This window comes from Kaistella sp., assembly GCF_041824135.1.
In the GTDB taxonomy this organism is placed as follows: Bacteria; Bacteroidota; Bacteroidia; order Flavobacteriales; family Weeksellaceae; genus Kaistella.
Genome location: NZ_JBGZYM010000113.1, coordinates 29,006 through 48,887, shown reverse-complemented (window position 1 = coordinate 48,887; position 19,882 = coordinate 29,006). Strand labels below are relative to the sequence as shown.

The window sequence follows — 19,882 nt, the reverse complement described above, 5'->3', positions numbered from 1 at the left end:
TGTAAATAGATATAAAGTCCGACTGAGTTCGGGCTTTTTTTGTGGAGATAAACGAGCGTTGAAAAAGATTATGGCTGAGTTGATGATGTGCCCTAAATGAGCTTCTATTTTTTATTAGAATTACAAGAATCGCTTTAACAGTTTTGAAATAACAAACTCAATGATATTTTTAGTCCCGATCGAAACGGCATCCTTTTTTGAGGAGGAACGATGTGAACTTCTAAGAAGCAGAATCTAGTTGCTCCTACAAATCACCACTTTTTACATTTCCGTATTATTATCAACTCCGTAGAATTTCGGAATCTGCCATTGGTATTTTACCGCAAATGTTCGGATGGCAACGATAAGAAGAATCGTGGAAATCTGAACCAAAGCGTAGGAAAGTGTAGTGTATTTTACCAAAACTAAGAAAATTCCGCCACCGACAATACAAGCGGTTGCATAAATTTCTTTTCTGAAAATTAGCGGAATTCTGTTCAGTAAAATATCTCTGCTAATCCCACCAAAACAGCCTGTGATGGTCCCTAAAGTAATACAGATCAAAGGATGTAAATTGGCATCCATTCCTTTCTGAATTCCGATAATGGTGAATAATCCCAAGCCGAAACTATCAAATAGAAACATGGTGACTTTGAACTTTTTCTCAAATGATTTAAAGATCATAGAGAAAATGCAGGTGATGAAAATGACCGTGCAGATCAACATGTCGTGCATCCAAAAAACGGGAACATCAAGTAGTAAATCACGAATTGTTCCGCCTCCAACAGAGGTTACAAAAGCGATAATTAAAACACCAAATGGATCCAACCGTTTTTGCATCGCGGCAAAACTGCCCGACATTGCAAAAGCAATCGTACCCAAAATTTCAATGGCTAGCGTAAAGTTTTCTTGAACCATATTTTAATAAGTAATGAATGATAAGTAATGAGTAATGAGTAATATAAAAAATTCTTACTTCGGAAAATTATCCGCAAGTTTTTTTTGTAGCTGGTCATTACCTTCACAATTTCATCACATTCTATTTTTAAATAATTTAATTTTTCTGAGGGCAAATAACATAGTTCCTCAATAATTTCTAACCAAAACTGAGTTTCATCTGCTTCTTATACAACAATGCAAAGTTTAGCAAATTTTTCTTTTTCAGATCTTGCTCGCCCAACTGCTCTGTACTTTGCAGCAATCGACGTTGAAGATCGATAAATCTGCTTTCTAATGACGGATAAATCTTCAGAATAAGGCAGTACGGAAAGAGTTCTTATTATAGAAACGCAAGTTTTTTTGTCCTGTCCCTAAAGATTTGATTATAATCAAGATTGCTCATAAGTTATTGTTTATAATAAAAAAAACTAATTTTAAGGAGCAATCTAAATTACCAATTGCTCATTACTTATTGCTCATTGGAAGAACTCGAACAGCTTCGGGAACTAAGATTTCGTAATTCCCTCCGAAGGTGATAATCTCCCGTACAATACTGCTGCTGATAAATGACTTGCCAGAAGAAGTTAATAGAAATATGGTTTCTATTTCATTATTTTTCGTCAGTTCTCTATTGGTCTGTGCAATGGCTTTTTCAAACTCAAAATCGGCTGGATTGCGCAGTCCACGCAAAATGAAATTTACATTTTTACTGTGGCAGTAATCAATGGTTAAACCTTCAAAATGATCCACTTCAATATTCGGGAATTTCGCAAATGATTTTTGAATAAATTCCATTCTTTGTTCCAAAGAAAACATGTATTTCTTCTGTGAATTTTGCCCAATTGCGATAATGATTTTATCGAATAAAGGATAAGCTCTTTCGACAATATCATAGTGACCAAGCGTTATAGGATCAAATGAACCTGGGAAAACTGCAACTCTCATAAACTGATTTTAGATTGTAAATTTTAGATGAAAATAATTTTAAATCTAAAACAAAATTTATTTTTTATTTTTTAGCTAAGGCTTTTTCGACTTCATTTCCACATAGATCCATGATTGAAATCCCATAAATTTTTGCCTGCTGTGGAAGAATGGAAGCTGGTGAAAAACCTGGATTGGTATTCATTTCCAACATATAAGGAGTGCCGTTCATAATGATGAATTCACTTCTGGAGAATCCGCTCATTCCTAAAGCTTCATACGCTCGCTTAGAAATTTCCTCCACTCTTTTACGAGTTTCATCGTCGATTCTTGCCGGCGTAATTTCTTCTGAAGCGCCTTCATATTTTGCTTCATAATCGAAAAATTCCTTGTCAGGAACAATTTCAGTGATTCCTAAAACGACTGTTTCATTATTAAAATCGACAACTCCCACGGAAACTTCCATTCCATCGAGGAAACTTTCAATTAAAATTTCTTCGTCTTCTGCAAAGGCAAACTTTAACGCTTCTTTCAATTCTGACTGCGCTTTCACTTTAGTAATTCCTAAAGAAGATCCTGATTGATTGGGTTTTACAAAAAGAGGCAAACCTAATTTTTCAACAATTTCATTTTCGTCAATCTCTTCACCTAATCTTAAATAAATACTTTTTGCGGATGGAATTCCATATTTTGAAAGTACGGCTAAAGTATCTTTTTTATTAAAAGTTAAAGCACTTTGATAAAAATCACAACCTGTATATTTTTGTCCGATGGTATTCCAATACGCCTGAAGCTCACCATTTTCACCCGGTCTCCCATGGATAATATTAAAGCAGACGTCAAATTTAACTTTAAAGCCGCTGGTTAAACTTACGGAAAAATCGGCTTTATCAAGCGGTGATTTTTCGCCGCGATCATCCACAAAATACCATTCTTCCTTTAGAATGACTACTTTGTAAACATTATAGAGATCACGATCCAAAGAATCGAAAATCAATTGACCACTTTTCAGGGAGACTTTATACTCATCAGAATATCCTCCCATAACTACGGCTATATTTTTTTTGCTCATCAGTTAAAACTATAAAAGCAAAATTAAACAAATTGTTTAAAAACCACGGCTATAATTAGGAAATTTATATCATGAAGCTCAATCATCAAATAAAAAATCGGAAGTGATAAAAATGAGCTTTTTACTGTTTCCTTTACTGTTAAAAATTCGTAATTTTGGCGACTATGAAAAGATGGTATCTCTACCCTTTTTCCCTGGGTTATCATTTGGTAACTGCTGTTAGAAACACAATGTATGACTGGGGAATTTATAAATCGAAAACATTTAAAACACCGATAATCAATGTCGGAAACCTCTCCGTTGGTGGCAGTGGAAAATCGCCAATGGTGATGTACATCGCTGATCTTTTATCCAAACATTACCGAACTGGCGTTCTCTCCCGAGGTTACGGAAGAGTGACCAAAGGTTATGGAATCACTAATTACGACAGCAATTACAAAACCGTGGGTGATGAAGCGATGCAGCTATTTGAAAGATTTAAAAATCGATTTGTGATTGGCGTTTCTGAAGAAAGAGTTCCTGGAGCAAAAAAGATGATCCAGGATATGGATCTAAATGCGTTGGTTTTGGATGACGCTTATCAACACAGAGCCATTAAACCAGGCTTTAATGTTCTGATGACGGATTATAATGATCCTTATTTTAAAGATTTTATTTTGCCAGCGGGAGATTTACGGGAAAGCAGAAGCGGTGCAAAACGGGCTCAAATTATTATGGTTTCTAAATGTCCGGAAGATTTAACCGACGAGAAAAAGCAATACTACATTTCTAGAATTAAACCTCAGCATTATCAAAAAGTATTTTTTTCGAGTATTGGTTATGACGAGAATGTATATTCGAGAGATAAAATGCTTCCTGATAACAATCTTGATTACTATGATATTTTATTAATTACTGGAATTGCCAATCCGAAACCTTTACTAAAACATCTCGCTCGTTTCTCCCAAAAAGTAAAACATTTAAAGTTTCGCGATCATCACAATTTCAGCGATCAGGATATTAAAAATATTGTGGCTGAGTATAAAAAACTGGGCGAATACAAACTCATCCTTACTACCGAAAAAGACTATGTAAGACTGAAAACTTTTGATTATCTTAGAGATCTTGTTTACTATTGGCCCATCAATGTGAACATCGATAGGAAGGAAGATTTTAATCAAATTATATTAGATTATGTTAGAAAAAATTAAAGAGACGGCAAATTTTATTAAAAACATCATTCAGGACACGCCTGATTTTGCCATCGTTTTAGGTTCAGGTTTAGGAAAACTAAAAGATGAAGTAGAAGCGATAGACGTTTTAGAATATTCCCAAATCCCAAATTTTCCTCAGACGACTGTTGCTGGACATGGAGGAGAACTGATTTACGGAACACTTGAAGGCAAAAAAGTGTTGATGATGAGTGGCAGATTTCATTATTATGAAGGTCACGATATTCAAACTATCGTTTTTCCTTTTCGGGTTTTTCATTTGTTAGGAATTAAAAATTTGATTTTATCAAATGCTGCCGGTGGCGTAAATCCTACGTTCAATGTTGCCGATGTGATGATTATTGATGATCATATCAACATGATGCCGGAACATCCGCTTCGTGGAAAAAACTTAGACGAACTCGGTCCTCGATTTGTGGACATGAGCGAACCGTACAATAAAAAAATGATTGAAGTCGCTGCCAAGGTTGCAGATGACTTAGGAATCAAAGCTCACCAAGGTTGTTATGTTGCTTTACAAGGTCCAACTTTTGAAACGCCCGCTGAATACGGAATGATCAAAGCAATCGGCGGCGATGCGGTTGGAATGAGCACTGTTCCAGAAGTGATTGTAGCAAAACATCAAGGAATGGAGTGTTTTGGAATCTCCATTATTACTGATGTTGGTGGACCAGATATCGCGTTCACGGTTTCTCACGAAGAAGTTTTACAGGCTGCTGATAAAGCGATGCCGAATGTGATTAAAATAGTAAAAGGTTTGGTGAAGAATTATAACGCTTAATTTCCATCAAGAATATAAATAGAGAAACGCATCTTTTCGGGATGCGTTTTTTTATTTTAAAGAATTCGTAACGATTTTGAAAATTGAAATTAAAACTGAACCATTAAGATTTTGATTAAGAAATTTAGAGAATTAAGATTTCCTACGGTACAAAAAGGGAGCCTAAAATTCTTTTGAACTTGTAAAAATTTATTCCCGCAGATTTAGGTGATTTCGCAGATTTCTAATTACACATTATCTCCTGCACAAATCTGCTTAATCTGTAAAATCCGCAGGAGTAAAAATTAAAAATGGTAAGAACAATTATGCGAAAGATTATATTTCTTTTATTTCACTTTCACATAAATGTGTCTGATATTATTCACACCCGTTTCGCGTTCATCAATTTCAATCTTTCCGATGCTTCTAATTAAAGGTAAGAGTTTTGCAAAACCAAAGTTTCGCGGATCGAAGTCAGGTTTCTTTTTAATGATGAAACTGCCAAGATTTCCGAGGAATGTCCAGCCATCTTCGTCACCTAAGTCATTGATACTTTCAGTGATCAGTTTTATAGTTCTACCATCAACTTTACTTAATGGTTCTTTTTTACGTTTAGGCTTCTCCGTTTTTTTAGTGACTGTATTTCCTGAATCTTTATCAGAATCCTTATCAGAATCGTCGGTATCATTTAAGATTTCCAGATAAATAAATTTATCACAGGCAGAGATAAACGGTTTCGGTGTTTTCTTTTCACCAAATCCCATCACCATCATACCGGCTTCACGAAGTCTCGTTGCCAATCTCGTAAAATCACTATCGCTGGAAACAATACAAAATCCGGTTACTTTTTCAGAATACAAAATATCCATCGCATCAATAATCAGTGCGCTGTCACTAGAGTTTTTCCCGGTGGTATAACTGTATTGTTGAATCGGTGTAATTGCATTTTCGAGCAAAACGTTTTTCCAACCTGAAACAGTCGGTTTGGTCCAGTCGGCATATATTCTTTTAATAGTTGGAGTTCCATTTTTAGAAATCTCCTCTAACATTTCTTTTACATTTTTATACGGAACATTGTCCGCATCAATGAGGACTGCTAATTTATCGTCGGTCATATTTATTTTATTATGGATTATTTTATATTATTCAATTTTACACCCATAATATAAATTTAGGTAAAGAATCAGGATAAATTAATTTCAAGCCTCAGCAGAAAATTCCAATTTCTGCAAAATATTTATAAATTAACGTAACCGTCCATTCACCAAAAAGCGCGAATTGTTATCTGTTAATATTTTATTATTTTCCTTTAATACAAGATTTTTTACACAGCCTCCGGACGACGGTCCATATCCGAAAACGTCAACATTATGAGCATCCTTTAAAGATTTATAAATTCCAAAATCATTATTAGAGATCTCAATATTTGACATGTCCATTTTTTTGCCCCAATAAATCAGAATTCCATCTCCTAAACCCCGCCCAATGTTATTTTGTATGATTAAATTTTCGAGTGGCTTTTCTTGATTTTCCAAGATCACAACAACTGCAAAAGCAGTATTCTGTGTTTTACTTTCCCCTATAACCGTATTGTTATAAACATTTACATTTAAAGGATGAATTTTTGAAGCGATTCTTACAAAATGTTTCGTAGCATCGTTCACCGCATCATCCGTAATTGTCACTATATTCCTATATATATCCACTCCATTAATATCGATAGGATAAAATGGAGCTTTTTCTAGATTAGCATTATAAAATTCGGCGAACATAGCTGAAACTTTTGCTTTATTATCATATATCTGAGTTCCTTGAATTGCAGGTTGACTATTATTAGTAGTAATCCATAAACCCTGATAATAATTGCTAATAACATTATTATAAAAGTGTTGGTTAGAGCCGTGAATTTCGTACGCAACCAAGCCTCCTGTATTGTTTTTACTGCTAAACATCGAAGGATTAGCAAAGTTATTATCATAACACTCCACATTATTTGCCCATGCGTATATTGAAGAGTGATCAGATGAATTAAATCCATTATTAAAGAATCTATTCTTTCTAATTACCCAGTTCTTACCAACCATCACATTAGGTTTGTTACTTTGAGCAAAACAGATGCAAGATACTCCGGCATTATTGATAAATCCGCAGTTTTCAATTAATACATTGTTTGCGCCCGCAGCAATATTAGCCTTTGTACCACTAAAAATTATTTGAGATTGAGTAAAATTATTAGAAGACTTTGGTAAATTGGGACTTATCAAATTATTTTGCCCGTTCATATCCAAAATTAAACCATTAAATGAAATATTTTCTAAAAAATCATTACTAAAAAACATTCTCATTGGTACTGGATTTTTTGCCGAAGAAATACCACTCTTAATTTTCAAAGTTGCACCATTTGAGAAAATATGCATATCACTTCTCATTTCCAAAGCTACTTTTACAGTCGGTGCCATCATTGTACTTTCATCTCCAAAGAGTTGTTTGCAATCGAGTAGGTAAAAAGCCGCTGTTTTTGGAATGAACACCATCTTCTTATTTGCAGCGCAATAGTTAATGCAATCTTGGATAGCACGGGAATCATCTGTAATACCGTCACCTTTAGCACCAAAACGCAGTACGCTTACCTGCACCTTATCAATATTTTCTGTCGGTGTGAAATTTTCATTTATAACTTTGCCATAAATACCTGTTCCGCAGGATAAAAACTGGCACATCACTAAAAAAATTAATATTTCTTTTGCTTTATTCATGGCTTTCTAAACTAAAACGATTATATACATCCAAATATATAAATAATTTGAGTGCTTTATACTATAAGATCACCTGACCGTGAATACAAACGACTGGATTTAAGTAAAGGCCAATAAATTTATTATTTCTGGGAACTTTTTATTTTCGCCTAGGCTCCAGGCAAATAATGATGAAGCTTTTAAATACTTTTTAGTGTAAACAATATGCTCATTTAATAAAAAATTTCACTCAGATCAATACTCAACAAAAAGTCGTAAAAGCAACTATGATCACTAAACTACATTAACTTCCATTTCCCTAATTTTACGCCATGCAATCTGACCGAAAAATAATTCATGTTGATATGGATGCGTTTTACGCTTCTGTGGAGCAACATGACAATCCTGAACTGCGAGGAAAACCTTTGGCAGTTGGAGGAGGAATGTACGGCGTGGTTGCAGCCGCAAGTTACGAAGCGAGAAAATTCGGAGTTCGTTCTGCAATGCCCGGGAGAATTGCGATGGAAAAATGTCCGCATTTAATTGTTGTAAAACCGCGATTCAATCGGTATAAAGAAATTTCGCAGCAGATCAGAAAAATCTTTTATGACTTCACTGATCTGGTCGAGCCACTTTCTTTAGATGAAGCGTACTTGGATGTGACTGAAAATAAAAAAGACATTGAGTCTGCTCAGGAAATTGCCCGACAAATTAGAAGTCGGATTTTCGCAGAAACCGGATTGACCGCTTCTGCCGGAATTTCGGTGAACAAATTTTTGGCAAAGGTCGCTTCTGATTATCGAAAACCTAATGGACAAAAAACCATTCATCCAACCCAGATAGTGGATTTTATGGAAGAACTTCCGATTGAGAAATTTTATGGAATCGGAAAAGTCACGGCCAATAAAATGCATGAACTTCATATTTTTAAAGGGTTAGATTTAAAGAAGAAATCATTAGAAGAACTCGTGAGCTTGTTTGGCAAATCTGGAAGTTATTATTACAATGTAGTTCGCGGAATTCACAACAGCGAAGTAAAACCGAACCGCATTCAAAAAAGCGTCGGCGTCGAAGAAACCTTCTGGGAAAACCTGGCCGATGAAGAAGCGGTTTTCAAACAGTTAGAAATCATCAGCGAAGATTTAGACACGAGACTTTCTAAAAAAGAAATTAAAGGGAAATCTTTAACCTTGAAAATCAAATATAAAGATTTCACCGTTTATACCCGAAGCAAAACACAAGAAGTATATTACGAGAACGCACAAGACTTCTACAAAACGGCCATCAAACTTTGGGAACTTCGCCCGTTCGATAAACCCGTCCGACTTTTGGGTTTGTCACTTTCTAATTTGAATACGCAGGAGAAAAAACAAATCTCGGTGCAGTTGAAAATTCCGTTTGAGGAGTTTAAATAATCGCTTTCTATTATCGATAAAATACAGCAAATTAATGTTTACTTTTACTTTAAAATTAATTTATGCTAGAGAACTTTGCATTTTACCTTTCACTGGTTTTGCTGATTACGATCCTTCTCATTGTAGCAAAAAAAATTAAAGTTGCGTACCCCGTTTTATTAGTGCTCGCAGGACTTGCAGTAAGTTTCATTCCAGGAACTCCGACCATTAAAGTAGAGCCGGAACTCATTTTCTTAATTTTTTTACCACCATTATTATATGAAGCTGCCTGGACCACTTCCTGGAAAGAATTATGGAGATGGCGACGAATCATCTTTAGTTTCGCTTTTGTCGTCGTATTTCTAACCGCTTTATCTGTAGCTATATTCGCTAATCATTTCATCCCGGGTTTCTCTTTAGCTTTAGGATTTTTATTAGGCGGAATCGTATCGCCACCAGATGCCGTAAGCTCTGGCGCTATTTTAAAATTTGTAAAAGTTCCGAAAAGATTCGCCTCCATTTTACAGGGAGAAAGTTTGCTTAATGATGCATCGTCTCTGATCATTTTCAGATTTGCAATGATTGCGGCTGCAACAGGTCAATTTGTCTGGCAAGACGCGGCCGGCAGTTTTTTGTGGATGTGTATTGGCGGTGCCGGACTGGGATTAATAATCGGCTATCTGTTTTTGAAACTGCATAAACTTTTACCAACGGATGCCAACACTGATATGTTACTCAGTCTGGTTGCGCCTTTTGTGATGTACTTATCGGCAGAAGAACTTCATGCTTCCGGTGTATTGGCCGTAGTGTGCGGAGGTTTGTTTTTATCTTACCGAAATCAGGATTTTCTAAGCAGCGCCTCTCGTCTTCGAACGGTTACTGTTTGGGAAAGTTTTTGTTTTTTACTCAATGGAATCGTATTCATGATGATTGGTTTAGAATTACCAGAAATTGTGTCTGGTTTAGGAAACACCAACATTTACACTGCCATCGGATATGGCGCCGCCGTAACTTTAGTATTGGTAGTTGTTCGAATTCTGGCAGTTTATGGCGCCGTCATTACCACCTTAATTATGCGAAATTATATTAAAGTAGCAGATCCCGAAAGTCCCAATTGGAAATCGCCGTTATTATTAGGTTGGACCGGAATGAGAGGCGTCGTTTCTTTAGCGGCAGCATTATCGATCCCATTAACTTTGGCAGATGGAACACCCTTTCCCCAAAGAAATTTAATTTTATTCATCACATTCGTAGTCATACTTCTAACCCTTGTTGTTCAAGGTTTAACACTTCCTATTTTACTTAAAAAATTTCCACCAGAAGATCGAGATTACATCAAAAGTGAGAAAGAAATTGATTATGAAATTCGTACTGGACTCGCCCAAGTTGCCATCGACAAAATTCGCACTGATTATTCGGATAAAATAGAATCTTTTCCCGACTTGAAAGATCAACTCACCAAATGGGAAACCAGATTGAACAGTTCAGAAATTATTATTAATTATAAAGAATACCAAAACATTTATTCTGAAGTAATCAATACGCAGAAAAAATGGCTCATCAATAAAAATCGAAAAGAACTTTTACTGGATGAAGAAATCATTAGAAAACATTTGCGTCTGCTCGATCTTCAAGAAGAGAAGATGAATATAATGAGGTAAGAAAAGGAGAAATTATTTATGGGATACTTTTTGCTACTCCACTTTAAAAATTAAGAACAATGAACCCAACCATGATTCAATTTTTCCATTGGTACTCCGATGGAAATTCGCAGCTATATGATCAAATTAAAGATTCTGCAACTTATTTAAAAGAATTAGGAATTTCTGCGGTATGGTTTCCGCCCGCGTATAAAAGTGCTGGTGGCGGCTATTCTGTCGGTTATGATCCTTATGATTTATTTGATTTAGGTGAATTCGACCAAAAAGGAACCACTCCTACAAAATACGGAAGCAAAGAACAATACCTTAATTCCTGCAAGACTTTACAGGAAAATGGAATTTCGGTCATCGCAGATATTGTTCTGAATCATAAGGCAGGTGGTGACGAATTAGAAAAATTTCATGCCGTAAAAGTGAATCCTGAAAACCGTCAGGAAAACTTATCAGAATCTTTTGAAATAGAATCTTATACCAAATTTACCTTTCCGGGAAGAGGCGAAAAGTATTCTGACTTTAAATGGAATTTCCAGTGTTTCACAGGAGTTGATTACGCAGAAGGTCAGGAAGAAGGAATTTATCAAATCATTAACGATCACGGTGATGGCTGGGAAGAAATGGTTTCTGACGAAAAAGGAAACTATGATTATCTAATGTATAACGATATCGATCAGCGAAATCCTTTCGTGCGAGAAGAATTGAATAATTGGGGAAAATGGTATCATGACGAAATTCAGTTTGATGGCGTTCGTTTAGATGCTGTAAAACATCAGTCACCCGAATTTTATCAAGAATGGTTATACACTTTGAGAGCCAACACCGGAAAAAACATTTTTGCAGTAGGTGAATATTGGGCACCGGGAGAATTGCCTCTTTTAGAAAAATACATCGAAGCCACGGAAGGTTCGATGAGTCTGTTTGATTCTTCTTTGCATCACAATTTCCATGAAGCTTCGTTGGCTGGTTCAGAATATGATCTGCGACACATATTTGATGGAACTTTAACTTTAAGCAATCCGCTTTTATCAGTTACTCTTGTTGATAATCACGATACGCAACCTTTGCAAGACTTAGAGGCGCCGGTCGAAAAATGGTTTAAACCTTTGGCGTATGCTTTAATTTTATTGAGGCAAGATGGTTATCCTTGTATTTTCTATCCTGATTTATTTGGGGCAAACTACACCGACAAAGACAAAGAAGGAAATGATCAGGAAATATTTTTAGATAAAGTAGAAGAAATTGAAGAGTTATTGAAAGCAAGACAATTATTTGCGTACGGAAATCAGCGCGACTATTTCGAGGATGCTAACTGTTTGGGTTGGGTTCGTGAAGGTGATGAAGACCACAAAGGTTGTGCAGTGGTGCTGAGTAATAAAGACGCGTACCAAAAACCTATGGAAATGGGAGCGCAATATACAGGACAAATTTTTTACGATTTCCTAGGCTGGTTCGAAGAAAAAGTAACCATCGATGAAAACGGATTTGGAAACTTCCCGGTGCCGGCTGGAAATGTTTCTGTCTGGGTTCCATCAGAATAAATTTTATGAGATAGTGACGATTTATTTAGTACTTCATTAACATAAATTTGATCAACAAGAAACTATCTTTGTTTTTACTAAAAATAACATACATGAGCGATAATTGGAATATAAAAGCTTTCGGAACGGCTTCTAAAGACGATGATTTAAAAGAAATGATCATCGACCGCAGAGAAGTTAAACCGACTGATATTGAAATAGAAATTTTATATTGTGGCGTTTGTCACAGCGACTTGCATACTGCCAGAAACGATTGGGGCGGCACCAAATATCCAGCAGTTCCGGGACATGAAATTGTAGGACGAATTACGAAAGTCGGTGCAGAGGTTACTAAATTTAAAGTTGGTGATTTAGCAGGAGTAGGTTGTCTGGTAGATTCTTGTAAAGAATGCGAAAGCTGCAAACAGGATCTGGAACAATATTGTTTGAATGGTTCAACCGGAACGTATAACGGAAATGATAAACATTTAAATCAACAGACCTTCGGTGGCTACTCAGAAAAAATCGTGGTTACGGAAGATTTTGTTTTAAAAATTCCAGAAAATTTAGATTTAAAAGCAGTTGCTCCTTTGCTTTGTGCCGGAATTACAACTTGGTCTCCGCTAAAACACTGGAATGTAAAAGAAGGAAGTAAAGTTGCAGTCGTTGGTTTGGGTGGATTAGGTCACATGGCGATTAAACTGGCTAAAGGATTAGGTGCAGAAGTTACTTTAATTTCCAGAAGTCCGGATAAAATTCAGGATGCTTTAGATCTAGGTGCACATGCCGTTGTTATTTCGACTTACGAAAATGAGATGAAAGCTGCGGCGGGAAAATTCGATTTAATTATTGACACTGTTCCTTACGATCATGATATTAATCCTTACATGGCTACTTTAAACATCAGTGGAACATTAGTTTTGGTAGGTTTTATTGGTCAAATGGAAGATGCTCTATCTACACCACCAATGATTTTGGGACGAAGATCAGTGGCGGGTTCTGTGATCGGTGGAATTAAAGAAACTCAGGAAATGCTTGACTTCTGTGGCGAAAATAACATCTTGCCAGAAATAGAGATGATCAATATGCAGGACATTAACAAAGCGTATGAGCGAATGTTGAAAAGCGATGTCCGGTACCGATTTGTGATTGACATGCAGTCTTTGAAAAATTAAGCTTTATTATAAAATTAAAATATCCGGTTGAATTTTCAGCCAGATATTTTTTTATTTCTGAAGAATTTCTTTGGCGATCTTTTGAGTTCCGTCAATTGGTTCGGTCACTTTCAGATTTAAAATATCAGCCACGATTGGATAAATATTCACATTTTGAAATTCACCGATTTTTTTATTCTGTTTAAAAGTGGGACCCGAAGCGATAAAGGTCGCTTTCATTTCAGGAACTTCATACGGGCTATAACCGTGCTTACCTAAAGACGTTTTCTTCCCTTTCTCTAAAAATATTTTCGGAGCTTTTGGAACCAGAAGAATTTGTCCGATTCGATTGTAACGATCATTTTTCGGTGAGAAATGTAATTTTTTTGGAAATCTCTTATCAAGGAAAACGTCGTAATCTGCGGTCTTATTTTTCTTTAATTCTTTATAAACCGATTTTACTTCCGCTGGATTTTTAACAACCACTCTCATTAAGGTTTGCGCGTTATAAAAATCAAATCGTTTTTTATCGAATAGCATTTCTGGAATTTCAAGCGGATTTTCTACATCTACTTTAACCATTCCGTGATCTGCAACGAAAATGAAGTTCACGTTTTTTAATCCTAGTTCGTTTACTTTTTTAATTAAAAGTCCAACGGCGTCATCAACCAGATGAACCGACTTCTCCGCTTCCGGACTATCCGGACCGAACCGATGTCCTGCTCCATCAACTTCCGGGAAATACAAACTAATGAAATGAGGGCGACGATCTTCGGGCAATTGGAGCCAATCGATTACTTTTTCAACTTTTTCATCAGGAGAAAACTTTTCGTGATAATGGTAATAATAAGTTGGTCTAATTCCACTCGCATCACTAGCAGAACCCACCCACATCATCGACGCAGAAAGAGTTCCTTGTTTTTCGGCTAAACTCCAAAGTGGTGTTCCGCCATACCAGGTTCCGTCTTCTGCATTTTCCTGGCTGCTCATTTTGTAGAATTCTTGCTTTTTATAATCGTAGAAAAAATTATCGATCAAACCATGATGAGCAGGATATAATCCGGTAATTAAACTCCAGTGATTCGGGAAAGTGATCGTGGGAAAACTGGGAATTAAGGCTTTTGCAGAAACTCCATCTTCGGCTATTTTCAACAGGTTTTTTGCGTTATATTTTTTAGCATAATCGTAGCGGAAACCATCTGCTGAAATTAAAATTACGTAAGGTTTTGAAATCGCTTCAACAGAATTAATTCGATTTGGAACAATAACCTGAGCTGTATCAGCTTGCGAAAACGCACTTATACAAAAGAAAATGAAGAGAAGGGAAACTATTTTTTTCATACTATTAATAATAAATACAAAGTTAATCTTAAAATTATCGTCGAGGTTGATCTCCAATATTAAATTAAAGAAATGTAAAACTTTAGAAATGCCATTTTAATATGAACCTAGAAAAATAGTTATGAATATGCTAATGTTTATTAAAATTTGTTAAAAGAATATTACATTTGCAGAGAAACTCAATAACGAATGAAAAAACTTTTACTCTTTATATTCTCTTTTATATTCTTCAGTTCTTTTGCACAGCTCGACCGGGAGCACTGGTTTGCACCTATGGTTGATCGTACCACGAATAACTCGCAATACCAATCAATCTACATGTCAACCAACGAAATAACACCTTTCAAAGTTGACATTTACAGTAATAACATTGTTATAGGCTCAGTTACCATCAGCAAAAACAATCCTGTTAAATACAGCATACAAAACTCTGTTCGTGGAAAGATTATTACCAATTCACAATCAGATTTATTTAAACCTGTCCCGATGGGCTTTTATATAAAGGGAGACAAACCATTTTTTGCGAGTTTACGATTTTCAATTTTAAATCACGGTGAAATACAAACTTCGAAAGGAACTGCTGCCCTAGGAACTGAGTTTCGAGCAGTCATGGCACCAATAACAGTTGGCAGTTCAATTCTTAATTTCATGAATAGCATTATGGCGACGGAGGATAATACCAAAGTCACCATCACAGATTTTAGTCCGACTGTTCAATTTTCAGATTACATATCCAGATCTCAAATTACATTTACGCTTAACAAGGGACAATCTTATATTATCGATGGAACAGGCGACAATTCACAAAATTATACGGGCTATATCGGAGCGAAAATAATTGCTGATAAACCTATCGTTATTGCCAATGGCAACTTTAATGGCCAATATGCAGGGAATTATCCTAATTCATCAGATATTTTGATGGACCAAGGAGTTCCAATTGACAAATTAGGGCAAGATTTCGTATTAATGAAAGGAAATGGCACCACCATTTCTAATATGGAAAAAGGATTAATACTCGCAACCGAAAATAACACCGAGATCTATATCAACAACGGCACAACACCTGTTATTACTTTGAATGCTGGTGAATATTTTCTTACTGATAATTCCGCCTTTATTAACCAAACTTTTAATCATTATAATATGTTCATTAAAGCAACAAAGAACATATATGTCTATCAATTATTGGCAGGGGATTCGGGAAGTTCAATGGTGGCAACAGGAGGTTTTAATTATATCCCACCATTGAACTGTTATCTCCCTAAAAAAATTGATGAAATCGGAAAGATTGAAGAAAATGAATATTCTTCAAATAATGTGTACTACAGTTTAACAGTACCAACTAAACTTAACATTATTACAGAAAGAGATGCAACTGTTGATGTAAAACGAAACGGAGTTTCTTTAACCTTAAATGCAAGCAACGGACCTTTCAATGTTACAGGAAATAATGCTTGGGTTACGTATTCTATTCCAGATATTACGGGAAACATCGCAGTATTCTCTTCAAATGCTGTTACTGCAGGTATTTCTTCGGGAAACGATGCGATGGGATATGGCGGGTATTTTGCTGGTTTTTCTTCAATCCCATTAATTTTAAAGACCGAAGGTGACTGCCTTCCAGGTGTAAAGCTAGAGGTTACAGAAGGTTTTAATTCTTACGAGTGGTTAATTAGGGTTGGTCCTACTTACATTCCTGCACCAGGAATTAATAATACTTATAAATACGAACCAACACAAGCCGGAATTTATGCGGTGAAAGTAAAGCAGGGTTCTTGTGAGGAAATACAAACAAGAGATTTCAAATTTTACAATTGTACCACCTTTACTAATTACGATTATACCACTTGTACGGAACAAGTGATCACTCCCATCTTTGCTCTAAGTTCTCAGGGTGTAAATATTCCTACCATTAAAATTGATACTCCGCCCACAAAAGGAACTGCAGTAATCAACGCTGACGGAACCATTACCTACACCGCTAATCCAAATGCAACAGGAACAGATACTTTCAAATTTTCATTTTGCGGAGATGGTGCCATTGCAGATTGCGAAACTGTACAGGCAACCATTAACCTGAATCAAATTGAAAAGTATGATGTTGTATTGAACGAATGTACGCTGACTGGAATTGCAACCTACAACCTAAGTTTAGCAGCAGTCACACCTGATACGACTGTAACGAAAGTATATTATGAAACCTTAAACGGCGCACAAAATCAGATTGCCACGGAAGTCATCAGCAACTTTACGAATCTTACGACAGCAGACCGTTTTGTTTGGGTGAGAATGGTTAACACTTATGGATGTATCGCCATTGCAAAAATCGAATTGAAATCTAAACTGGCGGCTGAAGTTAAAGCTGAATTATATACTAAAACCCATTGCGACGAAGATGTGGATGGCGTGCTTGACGGAATATATAAAGTGGATGTCATTTCGATTACGCCGATTGTTTTACAAACTCCAGCCGATCATGTTGTTAAATATTATCAAGACGAAGCTAGAGCGATTGCCAACGGAACAGACAATATCACGGGGATTTTCAGCTTTACTGCAAACCGTTCCATCTGGATCAGAGTGGAACCGAAAAATGGTTGCCCTGTTATTATCAAAGAAATTCTTTTAACCACCGGAATAAAGTTGGCGATTGCCAGTCCGATAAACAAAGATGTTTGCGATACCAATATTGATGATACAGAAAATATTGACCTTGGTACTTACCTAACTTCCTTTACTACCAACCCATACGATTCGGTAAAATATTTCGATGATTTAACCAAAGCTCAAAATAATCTGCCAGGTCAAAATATTTCCGCGGCTCAGACAATCACTGCTAATAAAACCTTCTATTATCGATTTACAAAAGCCGGAGTTTGTGATGCACTCGGAATTTTAAATATTTCATTTAAAGTTGCTACGCCTTCAGCGACACTTCCAGCGTCAGTAACGATTTGTCAGGGAACTACAACTCCTTTAAATGTCGGAACTGGTTATTCCAGTATTCTTTGGAGTACAGGTTCTACCGCTACCACCATTAATGTTGGCGTCGGAAATTACTTTGTAGATCTCACCAATTCGTCTGGTTGTGTTTACCGCCAAAATGTTTCTGTAGTTGAATCACCGAAACCAATCTGGAATATCGCAGCTTTTAATGGAACCTATTGCGACGACAATTTTGATGGAATTACCAAGGTGAAATTTTCATCGATAACTCCGACCATCATCACCAACTCTACTTTGTTCACCGTGGAATATTCTTTATCACCGACCTTTTCTCCACTTTTACCAAATGACTGGACCTATACTGCGAATACTACGGTTTACGTAAGAGCAATTTCTACGGTTTGTCCGACCGAAATAAAAACCATTGATTTTAAAATCGGAGACCAATTAACTTTAATTAAAAATATTGTTCCGATTAATGTTTGCGATAATGATCTGAACAATACAGAGAGTATTAACCTCGCTAATTATCTCAATCTCTTTATTACGAATCCATACGATTCGGTAAAATATTTCGATGATTTAACGAAAGCTCAAAACAATCTGCCAGGTCAAAATATTCCAGCAGCTCAAACCATTACCGGAAATAAAACCTTCTATTATCGATTTAAAAAAGCAGGAGTTTGTGATGCACTCGGCACTTTGAACATTTCAATTAAAGTAGCGACACCTTCAACAACACTTCCGGCAACGGTCACTGTTTGTCAGGGAACTACAACTCCGTTAAATGTCGGAACTGGTTATTCCAATATTCTTTGGAGTACAGGCTCCACCACTACCACCATTAATGTTGGTGTTGGAAATTACTTTGTAGATCTTACCAATTCTTCGGGTTGTGTTTATCGTCAAAATGTTTCTGTTGTCGAATCACCCAAACCAATATGGAATATCGTAGCTTTTAATGGAACCAATTGTGACAATGACTTTGATGGAATTATTAAAGTAAAATTTTCAACGATAACTCCGACCATCATCACCAACTCATCGTTATTTACGGTGGAATATTCTTTATCGCCAACTTTCTCCCCACTTTTGCCGAATGACTGGACTTATACTGCGAACACTACTATTTATGTACGGGCAATTTCAACAGTTTGTCCGCCAGAAATTAAAACCATTGATTTTAAAATTGGAGCTCAATTAGGTTTAATTAAAACAACCAATACCGCTTCTGAATGTGATGATGATTTTGATGGAATAAAAACGGTAAATCTGGCGAATTACAAATCGCTTTTCACGACCGAAACTGGTGTGACAGCAATGTACTTTAAAACGATTTCTGATGCTCAAAAAAACACAGGCTCCATTCCAAGTGAGGTTAGCATTACCAATTCTGGAACCTATTATCTGCGTTTTCAAAAGACTGGGGTTTGCGATAATATCGGAACTTTAACGATCTCCATAAAAGTTCCGAAAAAATCTATCGTCCTTGTTGACAAAAACATTTGTCCAGAAGCTACGACAACTTTGGATGCAGGACCTGGCTTTAGCAATTATCTTTGGAACAATGGCTCCACAGCGCAATCTATCAATGTTCCTGTGGGTGAATATTGGGTTGAGCTCACCGCCGACGGTTGTACTTACAGACAACAAGTTTCTGTCAAAGCGGTATCTTTACCTCTCATTACAGGCGTCGAAATTCAGGGCGGAACAGTTACTGTTTTAGTCACTGGTGGAAATCCACCGTATCAATACTCGCTAAACGGCTCCACTTATCAAAACTCCAACGTGTTCACCAACATTTCGTCGGAAGATTATACCGTGTATGTAATTTCTGCAGATCAGTGTTTACCAATAACCACTGAAATCAATATTCTTAGAATTCTGAATGTGATCACTCCAAATGATGATGGTACAAATGACGTTCTTAACTATGCTGACTTGTTGCGAAAAGACAATCCGTTTTTACAGATCTTTGACCGTTATGGAGTTTCTGTCTTCAAAGGAGATAAAAACAACCGCTTTTCCTGGGACGGAAAAATATCTGGAAAAGCTGTTGCAACCGGAAGTTACTGGTATGTATTGCAATGGCAGGAGCCAGGCTCAACAACCGTTGCAAAATTGACGGGCTGGGTTTTAGTCAAATCAAGAGAATAACCGCTAAAAATAGTATAAAAAAAACCTGAGTTGATATGAATTCAGGTTTATTTATTTCAGTGAAAATCTCGATTTAAATTAATTTGGTCACA

13 protein-coding genes and 1 pseudogene are annotated in these 19,882 nt (G+C 36.3%); 7 read left to right on the top strand and 7 right to left on the bottom strand.

What is annotated here, in order from left to right:
- Positions 1-261: 261 nt before the first annotated feature.
- The 4 genes and pseudogenes from ACEYOS_RS14285 to ACEYOS_RS14270 all read right to left on the bottom strand — a co-directional run bounded on the left by ACEYOS_RS14285 (position 262) and on the right by ACEYOS_RS14270 (position 2,914).
- On the bottom strand, positions 262-897 hold the full coding sequence (locus tag ACEYOS_RS14285) for a trimeric intracellular cation channel family protein (protein ID WP_373709444.1): 636 nt from the start codon (positions 895-897) through the stop codon (positions 262-264).
- A pseudogene (locus ACEYOS_RS14280) lies at positions 873-1,241 on the bottom strand (four helix bundle protein). The gene ACEYOS_RS14285 and the pseudogene ACEYOS_RS14280 overlap by 25 nt, the downstream one beginning before the upstream one ends.
- Before the next feature lie 142 nt (positions 1,242-1,383).
- Positions 1,384-1,863, bottom strand: a complete 480-nt coding sequence (gene coaD, locus ACEYOS_RS14275; protein WP_373709445.1) for a pantetheine-phosphate adenylyltransferase — start codon at positions 1,861-1,863, stop codon at positions 1,384-1,386.
- 64 nt (positions 1,864-1,927) lie between these two features.
- Positions 1,928-2,914 carry a D-alanine--D-alanine ligase gene (locus ACEYOS_RS14270; protein WP_373709446.1) on the bottom strand — a complete coding sequence of 329 codons (987 nt, stop codon included), beginning with the start codon at positions 2,912-2,914 and terminating at the stop codon, positions 1,928-1,930.
- A gap of 164 nt (positions 2,915-3,078) precedes the next feature.
- Here ACEYOS_RS14270 and lpxK point away from each other — a divergent pair, with 164 nt between their 5' ends.
- The gene (gene lpxK, locus ACEYOS_RS14265; protein WP_373709447.1) at positions 3,079-4,104 is read left to right on the top strand and encodes a tetraacyldisaccharide 4'-kinase; all 1,026 of its coding nucleotides are present in this window, start codon (positions 3,079-3,081) and stop codon (positions 4,102-4,104) included.
- Complete coding sequence (locus ACEYOS_RS14260) at positions 4,088-4,906, top strand: purine-nucleoside phosphorylase (RefSeq protein ID WP_373709448.1); 819 nt, start codon at positions 4,088-4,090, stop codon at positions 4,904-4,906. Before lpxK ends, ACEYOS_RS14260 begins: the two co-directional genes overlap by 17 nt.
- Before the next feature lie 326 nt (positions 4,907-5,232).
- Here ACEYOS_RS14260 and ACEYOS_RS14255 read toward each other — a convergent pair whose 3' ends face one another.
- Positions 5,233-6,000 carry an NYN domain-containing protein gene (locus ACEYOS_RS14255; protein WP_373709449.1) on the bottom strand — a complete coding sequence of 256 codons (768 nt, stop codon included), beginning with the start codon at positions 5,998-6,000 and terminating at the stop codon, positions 5,233-5,235.
- A gap of 129 nt (positions 6,001-6,129) precedes the next feature.
- The gene (locus ACEYOS_RS14250; protein ID WP_373709450.1) at positions 6,130-7,641 is read right to left on the bottom strand and encodes a glycosyl hydrolase family 28-related protein; all 1,512 of its coding nucleotides are present in this window, start codon (positions 7,639-7,641) and stop codon (positions 6,130-6,132) included.
- A 311-nt stretch (positions 7,642-7,952) separates the two neighbouring features.
- Here ACEYOS_RS14250 and dinB point away from each other — a divergent pair, with 311 nt between their 5' ends.
- The 4 genes from dinB (at position 7,953) to ACEYOS_RS14230 (ending at position 13,364) form a co-directional block, all read left to right on the top strand.
- On the top strand, positions 7,953-9,035 hold the full coding sequence (dinB, locus tag ACEYOS_RS14245; RefSeq protein ID WP_373709451.1) for a DNA polymerase IV: 1,083 nt from the start codon (positions 7,953-7,955) through the stop codon (positions 9,033-9,035).
- Positions 9,036-9,097: 62 nt separating this feature from the next.
- Entirely contained in the window at positions 9,098-10,675 is a 1,578-nt protein-coding gene (locus ACEYOS_RS14240) for a Na+/H+ antiporter (RefSeq protein ID WP_373709452.1), read from the top strand.
- Between the two features lie 59 nt (positions 10,676-10,734).
- Entirely contained in the window at positions 10,735-12,210 is a 1,476-nt protein-coding gene (locus ACEYOS_RS14235) for an alpha-amylase (protein ID WP_373709453.1), read from the top strand.
- A 92-nt stretch (positions 12,211-12,302) separates the two neighbouring features.
- Entirely contained in the window at positions 12,303-13,364 is a 1,062-nt protein-coding gene (locus ACEYOS_RS14230; RefSeq protein ID WP_373709454.1) for an NAD(P)-dependent alcohol dehydrogenase, read from the top strand.
- A gap of 51 nt (positions 13,365-13,415) precedes the next feature.
- On the opposite strand, the gene ACEYOS_RS14225 is transcribed toward ACEYOS_RS14230, so the two are convergent.
- Positions 13,416-14,684 carry an ectonucleotide pyrophosphatase/phosphodiesterase gene (locus tag ACEYOS_RS14225; RefSeq protein WP_373709455.1) on the bottom strand — a complete coding sequence of 423 codons (1,269 nt, stop codon included), beginning with the start codon at positions 14,682-14,684 and terminating at the stop codon, positions 13,416-13,418.
- Positions 14,685-14,873: 189 nt separating this feature from the next.
- On the opposite strand from ACEYOS_RS14225, the gene ACEYOS_RS14220 reads away from it, so the two are divergent.
- A complete protein-coding gene (locus ACEYOS_RS14220) occupies positions 14,874-19,790 on the top strand; it encodes a gliding motility-associated C-terminal domain-containing protein (RefSeq protein WP_373709456.1) in 4,917 nt (1,638 codons plus the stop codon).
- The last annotated feature ends 92 nt before the right edge of the window (positions 19,791-19,882 follow it).